Origin of the sequence: Janthinobacterium sp. SUN033 (genome assembly GCF_030397595.1) — a bacterium.
GTDB lineage: Bacteria > Pseudomonadota > Gammaproteobacteria > Burkholderiales > Burkholderiaceae_D > Janthinobacterium > Janthinobacterium kumbetense.
Window position 1 is genome coordinate 682,467 of record NZ_JAPQNV010000001.1, and the last position, 20,445, is coordinate 702,911.

Genomic DNA, 20,445 nt, shown 5'->3' on the forward strand with positions numbered 1-20,445 from the left:
AATTTCATATAATAAAGAGAGACCAACTTGAAACATAAATATCTGCCCCTCCTGATCGTTGCCGCATTCGCCGGCATTTCCTCCACCGCACAAGCATCGGGCTACCGTTTTGGCTCGCAAAGCGTTTCCGCCCAGGGCACGGCCGATGCCAGCGGCGCCGAAGCGGCCGACGCATCGACCATTTTCTACAACCCGGCCGGCCTGTCGCGCCTGGAAGGCACGCAATTCGTTGGCGGCGGCACCCTGGTGGTGCCGCATTCGACCTACACGGATGCGGGTTCGAAGCCTTTCTTCCCTGGTAATCGCACGCCGTACGCGGCCACCAAGGACTATGCGCCGGACGCCGTATTCGCGCCTGCGCTGTACGCCAGCAAGAAAATCAATGACCAGTGGACCGTCGGTGCCGGCCTGTTCGTGCCGTATGGCGCCAAGCTCGACTACGGCAATGACTGGTATGGCCGCTACGCGATCACCAATATCAAGCTCGAAGCCATCGCCCTGAATCCTTCTGTGTCGTTCAAGCTGGACCAGCACCACTCGTTCGGTTTCGGCATCACGGCTGAATACATGAAGGCGGAACTGGGCCAGGGCGTGGACGTGCCGGGTTCGGTTGCCTTCCTGGGCAAGTTCGCGCCTAGCGCATCGCAGGCTTTCCTGGCCAATATCGCCAAGACCCAGGGCCTGGCCGCCGCGCAAGCTGCGGGCGCGGCGTTGCAGGGCCAGATCAAGGATGGCCACGCGTCGATGGATGGTCATGACTGGGGCTTTGGCTTCAATCTCGGCTATCTGTACCAGCTGAACGAAGGCACGCGCTTCGGTATCGCCTACCGCTCGTCGATTTCGCACAAGCTCAAAGGCAGCACCATCTGGGACTTCTCGCAAGTGACGAGCAATCCTGCCGTGAACGGCTTCATCGCCAAGGCCTCGAACAAGGTCAATTCCGAGGCGCTGGTGGAACTGCGCACGCCGGAAACCCTGTCGATCAATGCCTTCCACCAGATGGATGATCGTTGGGCCTTGATGGGCGACGTCACCTGGACCCGCACTTCGCGCCTGCAGAACCTGGACATCCAGTTCCCGCCGACGGCCGAAGGCGCCGAGCGCATCCGCCAGAACTGGAAAGACACCTATCGCGTCTCGCTGGGCACCAACTACAAGTACAGCGAAAACCTGCTGCTGCGCGCCGGTATCGCCCACGACCAGGCGCCAGTACGCAGTGCCGAACTGCGCCACCCGGCCTTGCCGGACAGCGACCGCATGCAGTACTCGATCGGCGCGAACTGGAAGCTGAACGCCAATTCCTCGATCGACCTGGCGTACAGCTATATCGACTTCAAGGACGCCAGTGTCAACTACACGAATGACTGCTCGCCTGTCAAAACTGGCTGCACCGGCAACGGTGAAACCACCAAGGGCCTGTTCAAGACCCGCATGCAGTTGATCGGTCTCGCTTATAACTACAAGTTCTAAGCAGGTAGTGGCGGCCAACCCGGCCGCCATGAAAGAAAAAAAGCGCCTTCGGGCGCTTTTTTTTTTGGTGTCACGATTGTCAATTAATCCCTGGCGCGCATGGCCTGGTCCAGCAGAGTCAAGGCCAGCCGCACGCTGTCGTCGGGCAGTTCCAGCAACTGGTCTCCCACATACCATTCCACCACGCTGTGCCCGGGGAGGGCTGCGTGGCTGGCGCGGCTGAACAGCCAGATGCCGTGGTCGGCGGCCACCTGGTTGCGGATGGCGATGGCCCGTTCGCGCGAGACGGGCAAGTGCAGGTGCAGCATGTTCGCTTGCGGACTGGCGGGATTGACGGCAATGGCCGGGAAGTCGCGCAGCAGCGCGTACAGCCACTGCGTGCGCGCAAAATACCGCGGCATGGCGGCGATGCGCGCGTCGAACTGCATGGCGGCGGCCACCACGTACGGCGTGCGGTGCACGATATTGCCGCCCTGGCGGCGGAACCACTCGCGCGCCCGCTCGACGAACGGGCGGCTGCCGGCCAGCATGGCGCCACCGAGGCCGCCGATGCCCTTGTACAGCGACACGTAGACGGAGTCAAAACCATCGCAGATGGCGGGCAGGGGCTGGCCAAAACCCGCTTGCGCCTCCCACAGGCGCGCGCCATCCATGTGCAGGTGAATATTGTGCTCGCGGCTGTGCTGCTTGATCTGGCTCAAGTCTTCCCAGGAAGGGCACTGGCCGCCGATTTCGCGCATCGGCAGTTCCAGCTGCGCGGCGCCCAGATGATCGGGCACGGCGCGCAACTCGTCCACCGTCCACGGGCGGTGCGGGTCGCCGATCATCAAACCCTTGAAGTGATCGAGCAATTCATGGTTGCCCCGCTCGTGGCGCAGGATGTGCGAGGTCGGGTGCAGCGCCACCAGGCGCGAGCCCCGGTCCTGGCACGCCAGGCGCAGGGCCGTGACCTGCGTCATGGTGCCCGTGATGCAGAACACGGCCGCCTCGAAACCGAGCAGGCCGGCGATCTTGTTCTCGAACTGTTCGATCAGCGCGCCTTCGCCATAGGTATCGTGCGCCACATCGTTGGCGTCGCACCAGGCGGCCATGGCGGCGAAGGTGGCGCTTGGGGCGGGCTGGCGGTGGCCCGGCAGGACGGTGTGGCAGCGCTGGCGCAGCTCAAGCTCGTTCACGGTGGTTTCCTTACAGGGTGGCCGTGGCCAGTTTCGCGCCGAAGCCGATGAACATGGCGCCCACGCCGCCGCCCATGCCGGCCGACAGGCGGCGACGGCGGCGGAAGGTCTCGGCCAGGCGCGCGCCGACAAAAATGATGGCCGTCAGGTAGGTAAAGCTGATCACCTGGCAGATCAGGCCCAGGCCGATGAAGGACAGCACGGGATTCGGGAAGGCCGGGTCGACGAACTGGATGAAGAAGGAAATGAAGAACAAAATGGCCTTCGGGTTCATCAGGCTGATGATCAGCGCCTTGCGGAATGGGTCGCTTTCCTTGACGGGGGTAGGGACGGCCGCCGCTTCGCCTTCGGCCGGTGCCGGCGCGCGCAGCTTGCGCCAGCAGCCGATCAGCATCTGCAGGCCGATCCAGCCCAGGTAGGCCGCGCCGATGTATTTCACCACGTAGAACAGGGCCGGGCTGGCTTTCAGCAGGGACGCCACGCCGCAGGCCGACAGCACCATCAGTATCAGGTCGCCGGCGAAGATACCGAAGGCGCCCTGGTAGGCGGGACGCACGCCGCGCTGGGCGGCGACCGACAGCACATACATGGAATTGGGACCGGGCAGGATGACGATGAAGATGGTCCCCAATAAAAAGGTCCAGAAATCGGTGATGCCCAGGTTGGCGTGGAAAAGTGCGTTCATGGCTGTTTTTGCTTAGTTGATCTGTACGTTGTGAAATTGCAGTGCGGCAAGGTTCGCATAGATGCCTTTCATTGCGACCAGCGACGCATGCGTGCCTGTCTCGACGATCTTGCCGTCTTCCATGACGATGATGCGGTCGGCGCGCTGCACGGTGGCCAGACGGTGGGCGATGATGACCGTGGTGCGGCCTACCATGGCCGCTTCCAGCGCTTTTTGCACCAGGCGTTCCGATTCCGCGTCCAGCGCGCTGGTGGCTTCATCGAGCAGCAGCAGCGGCGGGTTTTTCAGCAGGGCGCGGGCGATGGCGATGCGCTGGCGCTGGCCGCCGGACAGGCGCACGCCCCGTTCGCCGAGGAAGGATTTGTAGCCGTTCGGCAGGCGCTCGATGAATTCGTGGGCGGCCGCCATTTTCGCCGCGGCGATCACTTCCTCGTCGCTGGCGCCGGCGCGGCCGTAGCGGATGTTTTCCATGGCGTCGGCCGAGAAAATCACGGTATCCTGCGGCACGATGCCGATGGCGTCGCGCAGGGTGTGCAAGTCCAGCTGCTTGATATCCACGCCATCGAGGCGGATGCTGCCGCTTTGCGGGTCATAGAAGCGCAGGAACAGCTGGAACAGGGTGGTCTTGCCGGCGCCGGAAGGGCCGACGACGGCCACCGTTTCGCCGGCGCGGATGTCGAGGCTGACGTGATCCAGCGCGTGGGTGTCCGGACGCGACGGGTAGGAGAACATGACATTGTCCAATGTCAAGGCGGCGCCGGTGGCGGCGCGTGCGGGCAGCGGCAGCGGCGTGGCCGGCGAGGCGATTTCCGACTTGACGGCCATCAGTTCCAGCAGGCGTTCGGTGGCGCCGGCGGCGCGCTGCGCTTCGCCCATGACTTCGGACAGGGCGCCGATGGCGCCGGCCACGATGGAGGCGTACAGGATGAACTGGCCCAGGTCGCCGCCCGTCATCGAGCCTTCCAGCACGGCGCGCGCGCCCAGCCACAGCACGAAGACGATGGTGCCGAAGACCAGCAAAATCGCGATCATGGTCAAGAGGGCGCGGGCGCGGATACGGCGCATGGCCGTCATGAAGGCGCCTTCGACGGAGTCGCCAAAGCGTTTCGATTCGATTTTCTCGTGCGTGAACGCTTGCACGGTGGGCATGGCGTTGAGGATTTCGCCGGCCATGGCCGATGCGTCGGCGATGCGGTCCTGCGAGTCGCGCGACAGCTTGCGCACCTTGCGGCCAAACACGATGATGGGCACGACGACGAGTATCAAGAGGCCGATGATGATGCCCGCCAGCTTGGCGCTGGTGACGAACAGCATCACCAGGCCGCCCAGGAACAGCAGCACATTGCGCAGCGCCATGGAGATGCTGGTGCCGACGACGGCCTGTATCAGGGTCGTGTCGGTGGTGATGCGCGACAGGACTTCGCCCGTCTGCGTGGTTTCAAAGAATTCGGGGCTTTGCGTGACGACGTGGCGGTACACGGCGCTGCGGATATCGGCCGTGACGCGCTCGCCCAGCCACGACACCGTGTAAAAGCGCGCGGCCGTGGCCAGCGCCAGGATGGAGGCGACGCCGAACAGGGCGAGGAAGACCAGGTCGACGTGCTGGATGCTCTTCGAGCCGGCCGCGCCGCCGAAACCGAGGTCGATCATCTGCTTGAAGGCGGCGGGAATGGCCAGGGTCGAGGCGGCGGCCACCACCAGCGCGATACCGGCCAGGAAGAACTGCTTGCGGTACGGCGTCAGAAAGGGCATCAAGCCCTTGAAGGCGGCCAGGCTGCCTTTTTTCAGTTCGCGGCTGGTGCCGGTGTCGGGAGTCGATGCGGTGCTTGCTGTACTGGTACTGCCTGTTTCTGTGCTGGTTGTCATTGTTTTTCGCTTTGATTTACTTTTTGCTTGTCCGGGGTCAGTCCCGACGGGTCTGACCCCGGCATTTTATGCATTGCTTATAACTTCATCGGCTGGACGTAGCCCGTCATTTCCAGGTAGGCGCGGCCCACGGGCTGGCCGTCGCGCTCCACCGTCACGGCGCCCTCCCAGTACACGGCGCCCGTCGAGCGGCGCGAATCGAGTTCCTGGTCCGCTTGCAGCGGCTTGATCTGCCAGCGCGTCGCGCCCGTGCGGATCTCGGTGGCGACCGGGTATTCGGCCTGCGTGCGGGGCGAACGCCACAGCTGCGTGGGCGTGAAATCGACGTCGCCAGGGGCGAACTGCGTCATCTTACCGGACGCGTCGCGCCATGTCGCGTGCGCCCATAGTTTAGCACCTGTCTTGCTGCGGATCTGGAAGGCCATCAGGGCGCCGCCGTCGTCGAGGTTGGCGCCTATCCAGTTCCAGCCGCTGGCGTCCGCATCGAGCACCTGGCTGGACCACTCGTGATCGAGCCAGGTGGCGCCCGTCACGGCTTCCGGCTTGCCGCCCGCGCGCGCGATGGTGCCCGTCGTGCGCAGCTGCGGCTTGCTGTAGTAGTAACTCGATTGCGCGGGCCGCGCGCCCTTGCGCGAGTAGCCGCCAACGCCTTGCAGCAGCACGGGCTGGGTGGGCGCGAGGGTCAGCTGCAGGTTGAATTCGCGCGCGGCCAGGCTGACCCGGTAGCTGCCGTCCGTTTGCCGCTGCATGCGCCAGTCGTCGAGTTTGACGTCCGTGTCGCCCACCTTGGCGTAGGCCAGGCCGAACCCCTCGCGCGCGCTTTTCTCGTCGTGCAGCAGCTTGCCCACCTTCGGGTCGGACAGGGCCGCATGGCCGATGATCAGCTGTTTCGGCGCAAACGCGCTGGGGTTGTCCGTATCGGTGGCCGTGGCGCTGCGAAAGAAGGTCACCTGGTAGCCCAGCTGCTCGCCGCCGGCGGTTTTGACCCAGCCCGTGGCGTACCACCACTCCGTTTTATATGCGGGATGGGCGCCGAAGTCGTGCGGCAGGCGCAGGGTCTGGCCGGCCGGCAGCGGCGTGACGGGGGCAAAGGCAGGCGGCGCGGCCAGCGCAGGCAGCGCCAGCGCCAATGACAAGATGAAAATACGACGCATTACCAGTCCTCCCTGACGGCGCGGATGGGGCCAGCGGACAAGGCTTGTCTGCCCGCGATCAGCGCCGTGGCGGCGGCCGCCGTCAGCAGGGCGCCGGCCACGGTGGCGATCAAGGGCCACGGCAAGTGCAGCTGCATGGTCCAGTGGAACGATTGCGGATTGACGATGAAGACGAGCACAAAGCTGATCAGCAGGCCCAGGATGAAACCGGTGGCGATGCCCAGCGCCGTCAGCGCGCCGCCTTCGAGCGCCAGGATGGATAAAATCTGCCCGCGCGTCACGCCCACGTGGCGCAGCATGCCGAATTCGCGGGCGCGCGCCAGGGTTTGCGCGGAAAACGTGGCGGCCACGCCGAACAGGCCGATGACGATGGCGATGGCTTCCAGCAGATAGGTGACGGCGAAGCTGCGGTCGAAAATCTGCAGGCTCAGGGCGCGGATGGCCGACGGGTTCGACACTTCCAGGCTGGCGCCGAAGGGCAAGGCTTTCAGGCGCTGTTGCAGTTCGTCGCCCGTGGCGTCCTTGGCCAGCCACAGGGCGGCGTCGCTGACATCGAGGTCGCCCGTCAGCGCGCGGTAGTCGTCCAGCGGCATCTGGATGGCGCCGGAAGAGCGCGCATAGTCGCGCCAGATGCCGGCGATGAAGAACTTGTGCAAGCCGCCTGCCAGCGGCAGGGCTATCTGCTGGCCCGGTTTGACGTTGTACAGGTCGGCCGCCGCCTCCGACAGCCACACGGGCCGGCTACCTGCCGGCACGGGCAGGGTGTCACCCACCAGTACCATGCTCTTGCCCGGATCGGACAGCAGGATCGGGCGCGCCAGCAGCACCACATTCGGTCGGTCGGGCGCCAGCGACAGCGAGCGCAGGCGCTGGAAATCCACCCTGGCCACTTCGGGCAGGGCGGTGATGCTGGCCTGTTCGCGTGGATTCAAGCCTGCCGTGCCGCCGCTGGCGGCCGTGCGCGCATACACGTCGGCCGGCAAGATCTGCAGCAGCCAGTCGTCGACGGAAACGCGGAAACTCGACACCATGATGGCCATCGCCACCATCAGGCTAAAGCTCGACAGCACGCCGCCGAGGGCGATGCCGGCCTGGCCCGAGGCGTTCGCCAGGCGGGCCAGGGTCAGGCTGCGCACGGGCGCATGCTGGCTGGTGTCCGTGCGCAGCCAGGCGCGCTGCAGGAAGCGGAAGACGACAGCGGCCAGTTGCGGCATCAGGGCGATGGCGCCGATCAGCAGCAGCGCGATGGACAGATAGCCGAACAGGGGCAGCTCGAACACAGGCGGCAGGAAGGTCAGGGCGCCGGCCAGCAGCAGGCAGACCAGCGCGGGCCAGGTTTTCGCCAGGCGCGTCGTCACGACTTCCTCGCTGCCCGATTTCAGGGCGATGGCGGGTGCCGCGCGCGCAGCTTCCAGCGCGGGCGCGGCGCAGCCCAGCAAGGCGACGCCGAGGCCGAGGATAAAGTAGACGAAGGCGGCGACGGGCGTGAACTGCACCTGCGGCTGCACGCCCGCGAAATAGCCGGCGCCCAGGTCGCCGCCGAAGAAGCGCAGGGCCACGGCCGCCATGGCGTAGCCGCCCGCGATGCCCAGGCCGGCGCCGACGATGCCGAGGCTGGCGCCTTCCAGCAGCACCTGGCGCAGCAGCCGGCCCCGTTCCATGCCCAGCACGCGCAGCAGCGCGAACTGGCCGCGGCGGCGGATGACGGACAGCGCCTGCGTGGAAAACACGAGGAAGGCCCCCGTGAACAGGGCGACGAGGGCCAGCACCGTCAGGTTGACCCGGTAGGCGCGGCTGAGGTTATTGTTGCGGCTATTCTGGTTCTCGTCATTCGGCTGGCCCACCTGGAAGCGCCCCGGATACTGCGCTTCCAGCGCCCGCGCCAACTCGGCCTGGAAGGCGTCGCGGTTGACGCCCTGGCGCAGTTTCAGGTCGATGCGCGACAGCTTGCCCAGCTTGTTGAAGCGCCATTGCGCCGCGCCGATATCCATCACGGCGATGCGCTGGCCGGCGCGCGCGCGCTGCAGCGAACCGGCCACGCGCAGCGGCACCGTGCCCGTGCCCGATTGCAGGGCGACCTCGCCGCCTTGGGCTACATTGAGCCAGCGCAAGGCGGCCGGCGACAAAAAGACGGCGTCGTCGGCCAGGGTGTCGAAAGGCTGGCCTTCGGCCGGTGCGCCGATCAGGTCGGGCGAGATGAAGCCGGCGCGGAAGACGTCGAGCGCCAGGATGTGCAGCGGGCCGCCGTCCTTCTTGCCTGCCACCGTGGCCTGCAGTTCCAGCACGGGCGAAGCGACAGCCACGCCGTCGCGCTGCGCCAGCCATGGGTAGATGGCTTCATCGAACAGCGCTTCGCGCCCGGCCACCTGCACGTCGGCCTGGCCGGACAGGCTTTTGACGGCCGTGGAAAATTCATTGAAGGCGGCCGCGTTGATCAGGTGGATGGCAAAGCCCAGCGACACGCCGATGGCGATGGCCAGGATGGCGACGAGGGCGCGCACGGGATGCGCGCGCCATTCGCCCAGCAGCAGCCAGCGCGACAGCAGGCGCGTGCCCGCAGGATCGGCTGCCGGCGCACTCAATGCAGGCATTCGACGGCCAGGCGTTCGCCGGCGCGCCGTGCTTTCAATTGCGCCGCATCGCGGTTCTTGTCGCCCGCGCCGACGGCGTCCTGCGCCGCCCATTTCTGCTCCAGGCGCAGCTGCGCGCAGTGCTTCTCGTGGACTTCCTGCTGCCTGGCGCCCCGTTCGCGCGCCTGGTCTTCCAGCTGCTCCTGCTTCTTGCGCGCCGCTTCCATCTGGCTGGCCACCCGTTCCTGGCGCGTGGCCGCGCCCTTGTCGACGGCGGGCGGCGGCGCGGGGATTTCCAGGATTTGCAGCTGGCCGGCCGTGCAGGGCGTGGCGCTATAGCTGCTCTGGCCATCCTTCACGCACTTGTAGACGTCCTGCGCACTGGCGGAACCGGCCAGCAAGGCCATGGCGCATAGCAGGAGGGATGAGGGCTTCACAATATCTTCCCCGGATTCATGATGTTCTGCGGGTCCAGCGCCTGCTTCACGGCGCGCATCAGCTGCAATTCCAGCGGCGACTTGTAGTGGGCGAGATCCGCCTTTTTCAGCGCGCCGATGCCGTGTTCGGCCGAAATCGAGCCCCCAAAAGCGTGCACCTGGTCATGCACGATGCGGTTGATCGCATCCTGGTTGGCGAGGAAATCCTGGTCCGTCATGCCGGCTGGCGGCGCCACGTTGTAATGCAGGTTGCCGTCGCCCAGGTGGCCGAAGCACACGAGCTGGCAGCCGGGGAAGGCTGACTCGAGGGCCGCATCCGTGATGGCGATGAAATCGGCGATGCGGGAAATGGGCAGAGAGATGTCGTGCTTGATGTTCTTGCCCGCCTGCGCCTGCGCCAGCGGGATGTGCTCGCGCAGCTGCCACAGTCCCTCGGACTGCGCCACGGAACTGGCGACGACGGCGTCTTCGATCAATTCGTCTTCCAGGGCCGCGCCGATGCTCGCTTCCAGCAATTCCACGGCGTGCGCCTCGGACTGGCTGCTGGACAATTCGAGCAGCACATATTGGCCGTGCGCGTCGGCGAAAGGGCGCGGCAGCTGCGGGAACTGCTCCGCCACCAGCTGCAGACAGTACTGCGACATCAGCTCGAACCCCGTCAGGCTGGCGCCGCAATGGTCCTGCATCAGCGAGAGCAGGCGCAGCGCGTGGGCGGGCGAGGGCATGGCGGCCAGCGCCGTGATGCAGGCTTTCGGCTGCGGATACAACTTCATGACCGCGCCGGTAATAATTCCCAGGGTGCCTTCGGCGCCGATGTACAGGTCGCGCAAATCGTAGCCCGTATTGTCCTTGCGCAAGCCGCGCAAGCCGCTCCAGATCTCGCCCTGCGGCGTGACCACTTCCAGGCCCAGGCACAGCTCGCGCGTGTTGCCGTAGCGCAGCACGGCCGTGCCGCCCGCGTTGGTCGCCAGGTTGCCGCCGATGGTGCAACTGCCTTCGGCCGCCAGCGACAGGGGGAACAGGCAACCGGCGGCGCTGGCCGCTTCCTGGATGGTTTGCAGGATGCAGCCCGCGTCCACCGTGATGGTGCGGTTGACGGGATCGAGCGCGCGGATGCCGTTCAGGCGCGCCAGCGACAGCACGATGGCCGTGCCGGCGGCGTCCGGGATGCTGCCCAGGACCAGGCCCGTGTTGCCGCCTTGCGGCACGACGGGGACGCGCCATTGCGCGCAGGCGCGCAGGATTGCTGCCACTTGTTCCACGGTGGCGGGGCGCAGTACGGCCAGGGCCTTGCCCGTGAAACGGTCGCGCCAGTCGGTGAGGAAGGGCGCCGTGTCGGCATCCAGGGTGAGGACGTAGGCGTCGCCCAGCAGGTCGCGGCAGGCGGAGAGGAAGTCGGCTTGGTCAGTCATGGGCTTGTCGTTCATTTCTTGATGCTCACTTTAGTCACTTTTTCCAGCAATTCCCTGGCCATGCGCTTGGCCGCCTTTTTATACGGGCGCAGGTACAGCACGGCGCAGGCAAAATAGATGCAGACGATGGCCGCCTCGCCCCAGGCCATCCGGGCCGAGACGGGGTTCGTGTCGCTGTAGCCGCGCACCACACCTTCCGTGAAGTACAGCAGGATCACCATCGACGACCATTGCAGGGTGTACACGTCGCGCTTGATGACGCCATACAGGGGAATGAGCAGGGGCGCCGCCTTCAGGACGACCCAGGAGCCGCCCGGCTGCAGCGGCGCGACGACGGTTTCCCACAGCACGCACCAGACGATCAGGGTGACGAGGCTGGCGATGGCGCCCCAGTGAAAATACTTGTGCAGTGCGCCGTGCATCACGCGCCCGCCAGTTTCGCGGCGTTTTCCGCCAGGCGCCGGCCCAGGGCGATGGCCAGGCGCTTTTCATCGTCGCTCAGGGCCTTGTCGCCGTCTATGCCCGACCAGTGCGTGGCGCCATACGGCGAGCCGCCCGTGGACGTCGTCATCAGCTCGGGATGCGTGTAGGGCAAGCCCATGACCAGCATGCCGTGATGGAAGAGGGGGATCATCATCGACAGCAGGGTCGATTCCTGGCCGCCGTGCAGGCTGCCCGTGGACGTGAACACGCAGGCGGGCTTGCCGGACAGGCTGCCAGCCAGCCAGTCGCTGGCTGTACCGTCCCAGAAGTACTTCATGGCGGCGGCCATGTTGCCGAAGCGCGTGGGCGAACCCAGGGCCAGGCCCGCGCATTCCTGCAAGTCTTCCAGTTCCACGTAGGGCGCGCCGTCAAGGGGCACTTCCGGCGCCGTCGCTTCCGTCACCGTCGAGACGGCGGGCACGGTGCGCAGTCGGGCGTCGCAACCGGGCACGCTTTCCACTCCCTGGGCTATCAACTCGGCCAACTGGCGCGTGGCGCCATGGCGTGAATAAAACAATACGAGAATAATCAGATTGGTTGGCTTCATCATTGGTATTATAGGGCGCTTTACAGCCTGATACGACTGCTGTCATGGCGCCGTTCTGATTTTGCACATGTTTTCAAAATATATATTCCCGTTCTTTCAATACCTGTGGCGCGCCCTGAGCATCGGGCTGGCCGTCGTGCGCGGCCTGACCTGGTCCGAAACGCGCGACCTGCTGCAATTCGCGCGCCGCCGCGTGCGCGAGGAAAGCCTGCCGCAGGTGGCCGGCAGCCTGACGTTCGCCACCGTGTTTGCGCTGGTGCCGCTGCTGACCCTGGCCCTGGCGATCTTCACCACTTTCCCGCTATTTAATACCTTCCGCCATGCGCTGGAAGATTATTTCGTGCAAAGCGTGATGCCCAAGGGCATATCGAACACCATCCTCGATTATCTGACCACGTTCGCCTCGAAGGCCACGCGCCTGTCGGCCATCGGCGCGGGGGCCCTGATCGTCACGTCGGTGGGCATGATGGGTTTGATCGAGCGCGTCTTCAACCGCATCTGGCGCGTGCGCCAGGAACGCCGCTGGACCAAGCGTCTACTTGTTTACTGGGCCATCGTCACCCTGGGGCCGCTGCTGGTGGGCGTGTCGCTGACGGTGACGTCGCGCCTCTTCATGGCCACCAGCGGCGTGGTGGGCGCCGTGCCTTTCCTGGGCGCCGTGTTTTATACCCTGGTGTCGATCGGCCTGACCATGCTGGCGTTTACCTTGCTGTACATCGCCGTGCCGAACCGCGACGTGGATTGGCGCGACGCGGCCTGGGGCGGCTTGCTGGCGGCGCTGGCGTTCGAGGTGGCCAAGCGGGGCTTCGGCGAATTCATTCAGGAATTTCCCACCTATTCGCGCATCTACGGCGCACTGGCCGCCTTGCCGCTGTTCCTCGTGTGGATTTACCTGAGCTGGATGATCACCCTCGTGGGCGCCTTGCTGGTGGCCGCCTTGCCCGTCGTGAAATACGAACGCTGGTGGTACGAGGCGGCGCCGGGCAGCGAATTCGTCGACGCCGTCGCCATCCTGAAAGTGCTGCACCAGGCTTGCCACTGCGGCGATTCGGCCCTGGTGGGCGCCGCCGAGATCCGCCGCAGCACGCGCCTGGGCTTCGAAGAGATGGAAACCCTGCTCGACAAGATGGTGCAGCAGGGCTGGGTGGGACGAGTCAACGTGGAAGGCGCCGTGCGGGTGCAGTGGGGCAAGCGCGTGGCCGACAGTTCCGACCACTGGGTCTTGCTGGGCAATGTCAACCGCATCAGCCTGGCCGATGTCTACCGCTTGTTCGTCTTCGGCGGCATGCGCGTGAACTCCGGCTATCCGGCCGGTTCCACCAATGAGCGCGATATCCAGGCGGCGGAAGAAGCGGCAGCCCTGGCGGCGCAGGTGGAAAACGCCGTGGAGCAGGGACTGGGCCTGACTTTGGCGCAGCATTTCGGCGCCGTCAAATGTAACTGAACGGTCTTAACTGAGCGGTCTTAGTACACCACGGGCCGCAGGGCCGCCAGCAGCGCGGCTGCCTTGAACGCGGCCGCATCCTGCGCCCGCACCACACCCAGATAATACGTGTCTTCGCCGCCGTGCATGTTGATCAGGCGCAGCTGATGCGGCGCCAGGTGGGCGGCGATGGCGGCCAGGCCCTCGGCCATCGCGTCGCCATCCTCGCGCTCGGCCCAGGAAAAATCGCGCAGCGCGGGCAGGCCGATATGCTGGATTAGGCGCGGCACTTCATCGACGGCTTTCCAGTCCAGGGTGGTGCCGTGGCCCAGCGTGTGGGCGGCCGTGGACCACAGCAGGAAGAAACAGGCCGCTGCGGGCGTGTCGCCTTCGTATTCTTCTTCCGGGTCGTCCTCCGCCAGCTCGTCGAGCGTGATGTCCACGCAGCGCGCGGCCAGGTCCGCGTCGCCCTGCAAGAGCAGGGCGGCCATGCTGCGCAACTGCGCGCGGTCGGCCTTTGCGAGGATTTGCGCGGGCGTAAAGCTGCGGCGCCTGACGGGTTTTTTCTTGCTCAGGCCCATGGCCTCGCTCAACTGGGCCGTGATGGCCGCCTTGAAGTTCTCCACGGTGTCGAACTGTTCCAGCCGCTGGCCCGTGAAATCCATGCTCCAGGCCATGCCATCCTTGACGACATATAAAAAGTCGCTTTGCACGGCCACGCCGCGCAGATGGTGGGCGGGCGGATACAAAGGCACAAACGCCTGCTTGCCGTCCAGGGTCAGCATGCAGGCCAGCCCTTGCGCATCGATGGCGAAGATCAGGTTCTTGCGCAGCCTGGGCGGCGACGACGTCGTGGCGCAATCGATGGCTTCGTACCGGCAGGGCGCCAGCACCTCGCCCTGGCTATTAATCATGCCAAACAGGAAGCGGCCATCGATGCGCTGGCTGACGATGGCGATCTTTTTCTTGGTGCCGAAATCCTGCACGGAGCTGTAGGCGGGCGGCACCACCATCGCGCCCGTGGCGTCCAGCACGCCGTGGACATTGCGCTCGTCCTGTTCGCCCGTCAGGCGCATGAAGTCGATATACCCATCGTCGCGCTGGCACAGGCTGTCCACGCCTTCGAGGAGCCGTGCGCCGTCCGGCAAGCGCCGGAGGCAGGTGGGGCCGTCCGGCGCGACCTGGTGGAGCAGGTGGGGACTGATCACGTACAGGTCGCCGGGCGCGGGCGCCAGCACGACCGTGCCGTTCAGGTCCATGACGCCGTGCGCGTCGGGCTTGTCCGCCGTGGCAAAGGTGATCCAGCCATCGTCCGCGTCGCTGGCGTCCAGGTGAACGAGGCCCCGCGACAGCGGCGCGATCCAGCGGCCGTACGGCGTGACGAGGCCCCGAATGTCCGGCTGTCCCGCCGCAATCACCGCGTAGCACAGCGCGTCTTCCACCCATTCCCGCACTTCCAGGCCTTGCAGGAACGGCAGCGCATTCGCATCCAGTTCCTCGACATCGGCCAGCTGCGCATCGGCCGTGGCCGACCAGTAGCCAATGGCGGGCGATGCGGCGCCGGCGTCCAGCAGGGGCGCCAGCGCTTCCTTGTCGCCGCGCTGCAGGGCAGAGTGCAGGGCTTGCGCCTCGGCGCGCAGGGCTTCGAGCCCGGCCGCGTATTGCGGCGTGTCGATATCGTGCGGGATCAGCTGCACGCAGTCAAACACCAGCCACGCCTGGCCCCCCGCCAGCAGGGCGCTGATGCCGGCGCGCGCGACGATGGCGGCCGCGTCGCGCGGCCTGTCCATCAGGGCGGACAAGGCTTGCCAGCTGGCCTGCGCCTGCGCCATCGGCGCGGCCAGCACGCAGGGGCAGTCTTCGCCATCGCCGTAGATGGGCCAGGCGACGGCTTGCGTGCCGGCGCCGATGAGCAGCTTGAACAGCATGGGGGTATCGAGCCGCCATTCGGCCAGGCCCGTGATCGTATCGGTGTCGAAGCCGGCCTGGCCGGGCAGGAAGGCGGTGCTGAACAGGGCTGCGGTATTGATCATTGATATTTATCTAAAAGTGTACGGGATATTCAGGGCGCTGGCGGCATGACCCAGTGCGCCAGCGCGCCGCGCTCCAGCCCCAGGCGTTGCGCCACGGCGGCCGCTTCGAAGGCCCACAGGCCGTAGTAGCCGCCCAGTCCCTGCGCGCGCAAATGGCCGTTGAACCAGTCTTCGCGCACGAGCGCCGTGTGCCAGCCGGCCAGGTAGCGTTGCAGGTGATCGAGCTGCTGCGCGCGGTCGTCCGCGTCGATGCAGTCGTACAGGGCCGTATAGGGTTCGGCGAAATACCATTCGTCGACGGCGGGACGCTGCGGGTCGATGGCGGACAGCAGCGCTTCGTACACGCCATCTTCGCCATCGAAGGCCGTTTGCAGGGCGGCGAGGCGCGTGGCCAGGTCGTGGCGGCCGAACAGCAAGGTCGCGCCCAGCAGCTGCAGGGTGCGCGCGTAATCCGTCAATTGTTCGAAATCAAAGGCGGGCAAGGCGTCGTCAGCGTAGGCCGCGGCCAGGGCCGCGCGCGCCGTTTCGCAGGCGGCGACGGCCGCTTCCAGCGCCGTTTCCACGTCAGGCAAGGACAAGCCTGCCGTGTAGCGCAGCGAGAAGACCTGGTAAGCCGTGCTGGCGGCCGCGCAAGCCCAGTAGGCGTCGTCGCCGCCATCGACTTGCGCCTGCGCCTGCGCGCGGACATAGGCAGCCAGCAGGGCGTCGAGGTAGGCGAGGTTGCGGGCAAAATCGAACGCAGTGTCGTACGTCTCGGGCGGCGCCTGGCGCGGTGCATGGTGCCAGGGTGCGGATGCCGGCGGACAGGCATCGGCGCAATCGCGCTGGATGGCCCAGTCGGCGAAGACTTGTTGCAGATACTGCGCCGTCTCGTCGTCGTGCGCGATGGCGCCCGCGCCCACCAGGGTCGTGCCCAGCAGGGTGTAGCCGGGAAAGCGGCTGCTCTCGTAGGCGATGGTGGTCACGCTCTGGATGGCCTTGCCGTCGCTCAGGTCGCGCACGCGGAAGTACACGTCGTCCCAGCCGGCCAGCGACGGCGCCGCCTGGCCCGCCGCCACGGTGGTCCAGTTGCCGTCGGCCTGTTCTTCATAGGCGTCGAGCAGTTCGTCGATGCCGCCGGGGCGGTCGATGCGGTTGTTGGCGTCGTATTGCAGGCCCAGTTCGGCCGCGAAAGCTGCCGCGTGGCGGCCCGCGAACACCATGTACTGGGCGTTCAGGGTGCCGACCAGCAGGTCGGATTCTTGTCCGGCGAGGCCGAGCGCCTGCGGCAGCCGGTACCAGTGGTGGCCCGGGATGCCGGCCATGGGACCGCCTTCGGCCGCCTGCGGGTTGGTGCAGCGCAGCTGTTCCAGCCATTCATAGCGTTCGCGCCGCGCCGCTTCCGTGCCGCTGCCGCGGCCTGTCAATTCGTCAAACAGGGTATTCAACAACATGGTGCATCTATCCTAAAAAACACGTGCGTGGCGTGGCGTCATGCCGGCGTGCTTTGCGCAAACGCAAACAGCGCGTCGAGCACGGCGTCCGGTTGTTCGGCCATCAATTCGTGCCCGCTGTCGACCTGCACCACCGTGCCATGCGCGATGCTTGAAGTCAGCAAGCGGGTCGATTTGGGCGGCGTCATCATGTCGCGCGCGCCGAAAATGAATAAAGTGGGGCAGTGTACCGAAGCGGCGGCGATTTCGCCGTTCGCGTAGGCATTGCAGGCGAAAAAATCCGTGTGAAACACGTGATCGGGGTTGAGGGCGGCGATGCGCTGCTTCAGGCGCCGCGCGCCGCCCATGGCGTAAAAGCCCGGGCCGGGAAACGACGGCTTTTGCGCGATCGACGAGTGCGACCAGATATTGACCATGTCGATGGCCGCCTGTTCATCGCTCAGCGACGTTTCCAGCAGCGCCGGCGAAACCTTCATCGGGTAGGTGGAGCCCAGCATGGCCAGGTGGCTGATCCGCCCGGGCGCCAGGAATGCCGCTTCCAGCGCGATCAATGAACCCATGCTGTGGCCGGCCAGCATGGCCCTGGGCGCGCCGGCCGCGTCCAGCACGGCCAGGATCCAGCGCGCCAGGTCGGTCACATTGTCCCTGGCCTTGCCCCCGCTGCGGCCATGTCCCGGCAAGTCGACGGCCAGCACGTTCCAGCCGTGGTGGGCAAAGTAGCGCGTTTGCAGGGCCCACACGGAATGGTCGTTCTGTGCGCCGTGGATGAAGACGGCCGTCGGTTGATTCGGGTCAAAAGCTTTGCCGCCCGTGTAGCAGTAGGCGGTGGTATTGTCGATGGTGAACAGCATCTCAGGTGCCTTTCTGCGACAGTTTCAGGCCACGGGCCAGGTCTTCGATCAAATCGTCCGCGTCTTCCAGCCCCACCGATAGACGCATGGTGCCTTGCGTGATGCCCGCCTGCGCCAGCTGATCGTCGGGCACGCGGAAGTGCGTGGTGGAGGCGGGGTGGATGACGAGCGACTTGGCGTCGCCCACGTTGGCCAGGTGCGAAAAGATCTTCAGGCTGTCGACAAAGCGCTGGCCGGCCGCGCGGTCGCCGCGCAGGCGGAAGGTGAACACGCCGCCCGCGCCTTTCGGCAGCAGGGTTTTCGCCAGTTCGTAATCGGGATGCGACGGCAGTTCTGGGTAGGATACGGATTCCACGGCCGGATTGGCCAGCAGGAAGTCGATGATCTTGCGCGTGTTGGCCACGTGGCGATCCATGCGTAAGCCCAGGGTTTCGACGCCTTGCAGGATGGCGAAGGCATTGTGCGGGCTCATGACGGCGCCGAAATCGCGCAAGCCTTCGCGCCGCGCGCGCAGGGCGAACGGCGCCACCGTCGATTCCTCGGCGAAGACCATGCCGTGGAAACCGTCATACGGCTCGCACAGTTCGGCGAAACGCCCCGTCTTGTCATACGCCGCCTGCCAGTCGAAGGTGCCGCCATCGACGAGCAAGCCGCCGATGGCCGTGCCATGGCCGCACAGGAACTTGGTGGCCGAGTGGAAGACCAGGTCGGCGCCATGCTCGAAGGGGCGCAGCAGATACGGCGTGGTAAATGTCGAATCGAGCATCAGCGGCAGGTGGTGCTCGTGCGCCAGGGCGGCAATCCGGGGAATGTCGAGCACGTCGAGGCCGGGATTGCCCAGGGTTTCGGCGAACAGCACTTTCGTATTCGGGCGGATGGCGGCGTGCCAGGCGTCCACGTCGCGCGGGTCGACGAACGTCGTGGCTATGCCGAAGCGTTTCAAGGTGTAGGCCAGCAGGTTCTGCGAGCCGCCGTACAGGGCGCGCGACGCGACGATGTGCGAGCCGGCGCCCGCGATGGTGCATAAACCCAGGTGCATGGCGGCCTGGCCGCTGGCCGTGGCGATGCCGGCGACGCCCCCTTCGAGGGCGGCGATGCGCTCTTCCAGCACGGCGTTGGTGGGATTCGAGATGCGCGAGTACACGTGGCCGGCCCGCTCCATATTGAACAGCGAAGCCGCATGTTCCGAACTCTTGAAGGCAAACGAGGACGTGAAATGGATGGGCGTGGCGCGTGCGCCCGTGGCCGGGTCGGGCGCTGCGCCCGCATGCAGGGATAAAGTGTCGAAACCGGGGTATTTCGGGCCGCTCATGGTGTCTCCGCCAAGTTTTATAGTGGCAAGATCGTAACCTGATTTGCATCTGAGCAAAAGGGCTCGTGTGCAGGGCGCATGGCGCCGTGCTGGCGGGGGGCGTGTGTAACCTGCAGTGTAAAAAAAGTGACCGCTGCGGTGCGGCGGTGGTAGGATACCGGATCAGCGATATTCGGGCTGTTTGACTTGTGCGCGTGCGCCGCGCCGCAGGGAAGGCTGCTACGTGCCAGCGAAATCCTGGGCTTCAGGCGAACTCTCATCGCATGTCCACCAGGAAAGATTTTATGCCCGCAATATCGTTCGACGGCGCCCTTGCCGTACCCGGACCTTCTATCGTCGACGGCCTGTGCCACGCAGGCTGGCTCATGCAAGAGCATTTTATCTCCCCTGAACTGAGCTGCCAGCTGGCCGCCGAATGCGTGCAATCCATGCTCAGCGGCAAGATGAAGGGCGCCGGCGTGGGCAGCGGCCATGCGCCGCTGCTGCAGCCGGACATCCGCGGCGACCATATCGAATGGCTGGAAACGGGCAGGTCAAGCGCTTGCGACCGTTACCTGGAACACATGGAAGCGCTGCGCTGCATGCTCAACCGCGAGCTGTTCCTGGGGCTGGACGAGTACGAAAGCCACTTCGCCCTCTACGCGCCGGGCGCCTTTTACCGGGCCCATCTGGACCGTTTCCGCGATGACGACAAGCGCACCGTGTCCGTCGTGCTGTACCTCAACGACGATTGGCTGCCGGAGCACGGCGGCGCGCTGCGCCTGCACCCGCAGGGCGGCGAGCACATCGATATCGCGCCGCAAGCGGGCCGCATGGCCATGTTCATGTCGGGCGAGATGCTGCACGAAGTGTTGCCGACGGCGCGCGAGCGCCTGTCGATCGCCGGCTGGTTCCGCCGCAGGGCGTGAGAAAAACTACTGTGCGTCGCGGGGCACGGCCGGCGATGCTCACGGTACTCGCGTACCGCTGCGCTTCTCGGCCGCGCCGCGCATCCGCTCGCTACGTTTTTCTTGCCCGACAATCCCCGTCGATTTGATTGCGCGCAAGGCTGGATTTTTCCGCAGGCATAGGCTACAGTCGCAGTAAGGGCTAGAATAACTAAAATACCAATCACGCGGACAGGACGGCCAATATGAAAGTATCTGAAATTCTCCAAGTCAAGGGCAATATCCTCTACACGGTCACGCCTGACCAGCCCCTGCTTGACGCGGCCAATACCATGGCTGAAAAGGACATCGGTTCGCTGGTGGTCATGGAGTTTGGCGACCTGGTCGGCATGCTGACCTTCCGCGAAGTGTTGAACGCGCTGCATGAAAACGCGGGCCAGATCGGCGGCGGCACCGTGCGCAAGCACATGGACGACCACCCGATCACCGTCACGCCTGACACGGAAGTCAATGAAGTGCGCCGCATCATGCTGGAAAAGCATGCGCGCTACCTGCCCGTCATGAATGCCAAGACCTTGCTGGGCGTCATTTCTTTCTACGACGTGGCGCGCGCCGTGCTCGAAGCGCAAAGCTTTGAAAACCAGATGCTCAAGGCCTACATCCGCGACTGGCCGGCCGAAACCACCGACTAAGCTTCACTCATGCAG

General features: G+C 65.6%; 17 protein-coding genes. 4 read left to right on the forward strand and 13 right to left on the reverse strand.

The features are described 5' to 3' along the window. The first annotated feature begins 27 nt into the window (after positions 1-27). Complete coding sequence (locus tag OX460_RS03190) at positions 28-1,470, forward strand: OmpP1/FadL family transporter (RefSeq protein WP_099667624.1); 1,443 nt, start codon at positions 28-30, stop codon at positions 1,468-1,470. 83 nt (positions 1,471-1,553) lie between these two features. Here the strand turns inward: OX460_RS03190 and OX460_RS03195 are convergent, their stop codons facing one another. The 9 genes from OX460_RS03195 to wrbA form a co-directional block, all read right to left on the reverse strand. Further along, a complete protein-coding gene (locus tag OX460_RS03195) occupies positions 1,554-2,645 on the reverse strand; it encodes a beta-eliminating lyase-related protein (protein WP_289897622.1) in 1,092 nt (363 codons plus the stop codon). Between the two features lie 10 nt (positions 2,646-2,655). After that, positions 2,656-3,330 (reverse strand): leucine efflux protein LeuE, encoded by a 675-nt coding sequence (gene leuE, locus OX460_RS03200; protein ID WP_289897623.1) that lies wholly within the window; start codon positions 3,328-3,330, stop codon positions 2,656-2,658. Between the two features lie 12 nt (positions 3,331-3,342). Continuing rightward, positions 3,343-5,196, reverse strand: coding sequence for an ABC transporter transmembrane domain-containing protein (locus OX460_RS03205; RefSeq protein ID WP_251348417.1), 1,854 nt, complete (start codon positions 5,194-5,196; stop codon positions 3,343-3,345). A gap of 77 nt (positions 5,197-5,273) precedes the next feature. After that, the gene (locus OX460_RS03210; protein WP_289897624.1) at positions 5,274-6,350 is read right to left on the reverse strand and encodes a carotenoid 1,2-hydratase; all 1,077 of its coding nucleotides are present in this window, start codon (positions 6,348-6,350) and stop codon (positions 5,274-5,276) included. Next, positions 6,350-8,941: an ABC transporter permease gene (locus tag OX460_RS03215; protein ID WP_289897625.1), complete on the reverse strand. Its 2,592-nt coding sequence runs from the start codon at positions 8,939-8,941 to the stop codon at positions 6,350-6,352. Before OX460_RS03215 ends, OX460_RS03210 begins: the two co-directional genes overlap by 1 nt. Then, on the reverse strand, positions 8,929-9,357 hold the full coding sequence (locus OX460_RS03220; protein WP_289897626.1) for a DUF4124 domain-containing protein: 429 nt from the start codon (positions 9,355-9,357) through the stop codon (positions 8,929-8,931). The genes OX460_RS03215 and OX460_RS03220 overlap by 13 nt, the downstream gene beginning before the upstream one ends. Then, positions 9,354-10,769: an FAD-binding oxidoreductase gene (locus OX460_RS03225; RefSeq protein ID WP_289897627.1), complete on the reverse strand. Its 1,416-nt coding sequence runs from the start codon at positions 10,767-10,769 to the stop codon at positions 9,354-9,356. The genes OX460_RS03220 and OX460_RS03225 overlap by 4 nt, the downstream gene beginning before the upstream one ends. An 11-nt stretch (positions 10,770-10,780) precedes the next feature. Continuing rightward, positions 10,781-11,191, reverse strand: coding sequence for a DUF2069 domain-containing protein (locus OX460_RS03230; protein WP_099667632.1), 411 nt, complete (start codon positions 11,189-11,191; stop codon positions 10,781-10,783). Next, a complete protein-coding gene (gene wrbA / locus OX460_RS03235) occupies positions 11,191-11,799 on the reverse strand; it encodes an NAD(P)H:quinone oxidoreductase (protein ID WP_099668485.1) in 609 nt (202 codons plus the stop codon). Before wrbA ends, OX460_RS03230 begins: the two co-directional genes overlap by 1 nt. Positions 11,800-11,866: 67 nt before the next feature. Between wrbA and OX460_RS03240 the strand changes: the two genes are divergently transcribed. Continuing rightward, on the forward strand, positions 11,867-13,243 hold the full coding sequence (locus OX460_RS03240; RefSeq protein ID WP_251348424.1) for a YihY family inner membrane protein: 1,377 nt from the start codon (positions 11,867-11,869) through the stop codon (positions 13,241-13,243). Positions 13,244-13,263: 20 nt separating this feature from the next. Here the strand turns inward: OX460_RS03240 and OX460_RS03245 are convergent, their stop codons facing one another. From OX460_RS03245 to OX460_RS03260, 4 genes are read right to left on the reverse strand one after another with little or no spacing between them, the layout of a single operon-like run. After that, positions 13,264-15,255, reverse strand: a complete 1,992-nt coding sequence (locus OX460_RS03245; protein ID WP_289897628.1) for a WG repeat-containing protein — start codon at positions 15,253-15,255, stop codon at positions 13,264-13,266. 29 nt (positions 15,256-15,284) lie between these two features. After that, a complete protein-coding gene (locus OX460_RS03250) occupies positions 15,285-16,688 on the reverse strand; it encodes a PoNe immunity protein domain-containing protein (protein WP_289897629.1) in 1,404 nt (467 codons plus the stop codon). 38 nt (positions 16,689-16,726) lie between these two features. Further along, on the reverse strand, positions 16,727-17,539 hold the full coding sequence (locus OX460_RS03255) for an alpha/beta hydrolase (RefSeq protein WP_289897630.1): 813 nt from the start codon (positions 17,537-17,539) through the stop codon (positions 16,727-16,729). A gap of 1 nt (position 17,540) precedes the next feature. Further along, a complete protein-coding gene (locus OX460_RS03260) occupies positions 17,541-18,851 on the reverse strand; it encodes an O-acetylhomoserine aminocarboxypropyltransferase (protein WP_289897631.1) in 1,311 nt (436 codons plus the stop codon). Positions 18,852-19,135: 284 nt separating this feature from the next. On the opposite strand from OX460_RS03260, the gene OX460_RS03265 reads away from it, so the two are divergent. After that, the gene (locus OX460_RS03265; protein ID WP_289897632.1) at positions 19,136-19,759 is read left to right on the forward strand and encodes a 2OG-Fe(II) oxygenase; all 624 of its coding nucleotides are present in this window, start codon (positions 19,136-19,138) and stop codon (positions 19,757-19,759) included. Positions 19,760-19,983: 224 nt separating this feature from the next. Further along, entirely contained in the window at positions 19,984-20,430 is a 447-nt protein-coding gene (locus OX460_RS03270; protein ID WP_010398828.1) for a CBS domain-containing protein, read from the forward strand. Positions 20,431-20,445 lie beyond the last annotated feature (15 nt).

What these genes read in the sequence shown, in the direction of transcription:
- OX460_RS03240 (WP_251348424.1), top strand. Translation starts at nt 11,867, where the DNA reads ATGTTTTCAAAATATATATTCCCGTTCTTTCAATACCTGTGGCGCGCC.
- OX460_RS03215 (WP_289897625.1), bottom strand. Translation starts at nt 8,941, where the DNA reads ATGCCTGCATTGAGTGCGCCGGCAGCCGATCCTGCGGGCACGCGCCTG.
- OX460_RS03245 (WP_289897628.1), bottom strand. Translation starts at nt 15,255, where the DNA reads ATGATCAATACCGCAGCCCTGTTCAGCACCGCCTTCCTGCCCGGCCAG.
- OX460_RS03205 (WP_251348417.1), bottom strand. Translation starts at nt 5,196, where the DNA reads ATGACAACCAGCACAGAAACAGGCAGTACCAGTACAGCAAGCACCGCA.
- wrbA (WP_099668485.1), bottom strand. Translation starts at nt 11,799, where the DNA reads ATGAAGCCAACCAATCTGATTATTCTCGTATTGTTTTATTCACGCCAT.
- OX460_RS03270 (WP_010398828.1), top strand. Translation starts at nt 19,984, where the DNA reads ATGAAAGTATCTGAAATTCTCCAAGTCAAGGGCAATATCCTCTACACG.
- OX460_RS03230 (WP_099667632.1), bottom strand. Translation starts at nt 11,191, where the DNA reads ATGCACGGCGCACTGCACAAGTATTTTCACTGGGGCGCCATCGCCAGC.
- OX460_RS03210 (WP_289897624.1), bottom strand. Translation starts at nt 6,350, where the DNA reads ATGCGTCGTATTTTCATCTTGTCATTGGCGCTGGCGCTGCCTGCGCTG.
- OX460_RS03250 (WP_289897629.1), bottom strand. Translation starts at nt 16,688, where the DNA reads ATGTTGTTGAATACCCTGTTTGACGAATTGACAGGCCGCGGCAGCGGC.
- OX460_RS03260 (WP_289897631.1), bottom strand. Translation starts at nt 18,851, where the DNA reads ATGAGCGGCCCGAAATACCCCGGTTTCGACACTTTATCCCTGCATGCG.
- OX460_RS03225 (WP_289897627.1), bottom strand. Translation starts at nt 10,769, where the DNA reads ATGACTGACCAAGCCGACTTCCTCTCCGCCTGCCGCGACCTGCTGGGC.
- OX460_RS03265 (WP_289897632.1), top strand. Translation starts at nt 19,136, where the DNA reads ATGCCCGCAATATCGTTCGACGGCGCCCTTGCCGTACCCGGACCTTCT.
- leuE (WP_289897623.1), bottom strand. Translation starts at nt 3,330, where the DNA reads ATGAACGCACTTTTCCACGCCAACCTGGGCATCACCGATTTCTGGACC.
- OX460_RS03255 (WP_289897630.1), bottom strand. Translation starts at nt 17,539, where the DNA reads ATGCTGTTCACCATCGACAATACCACCGCCTACTGCTACACGGGCGGC.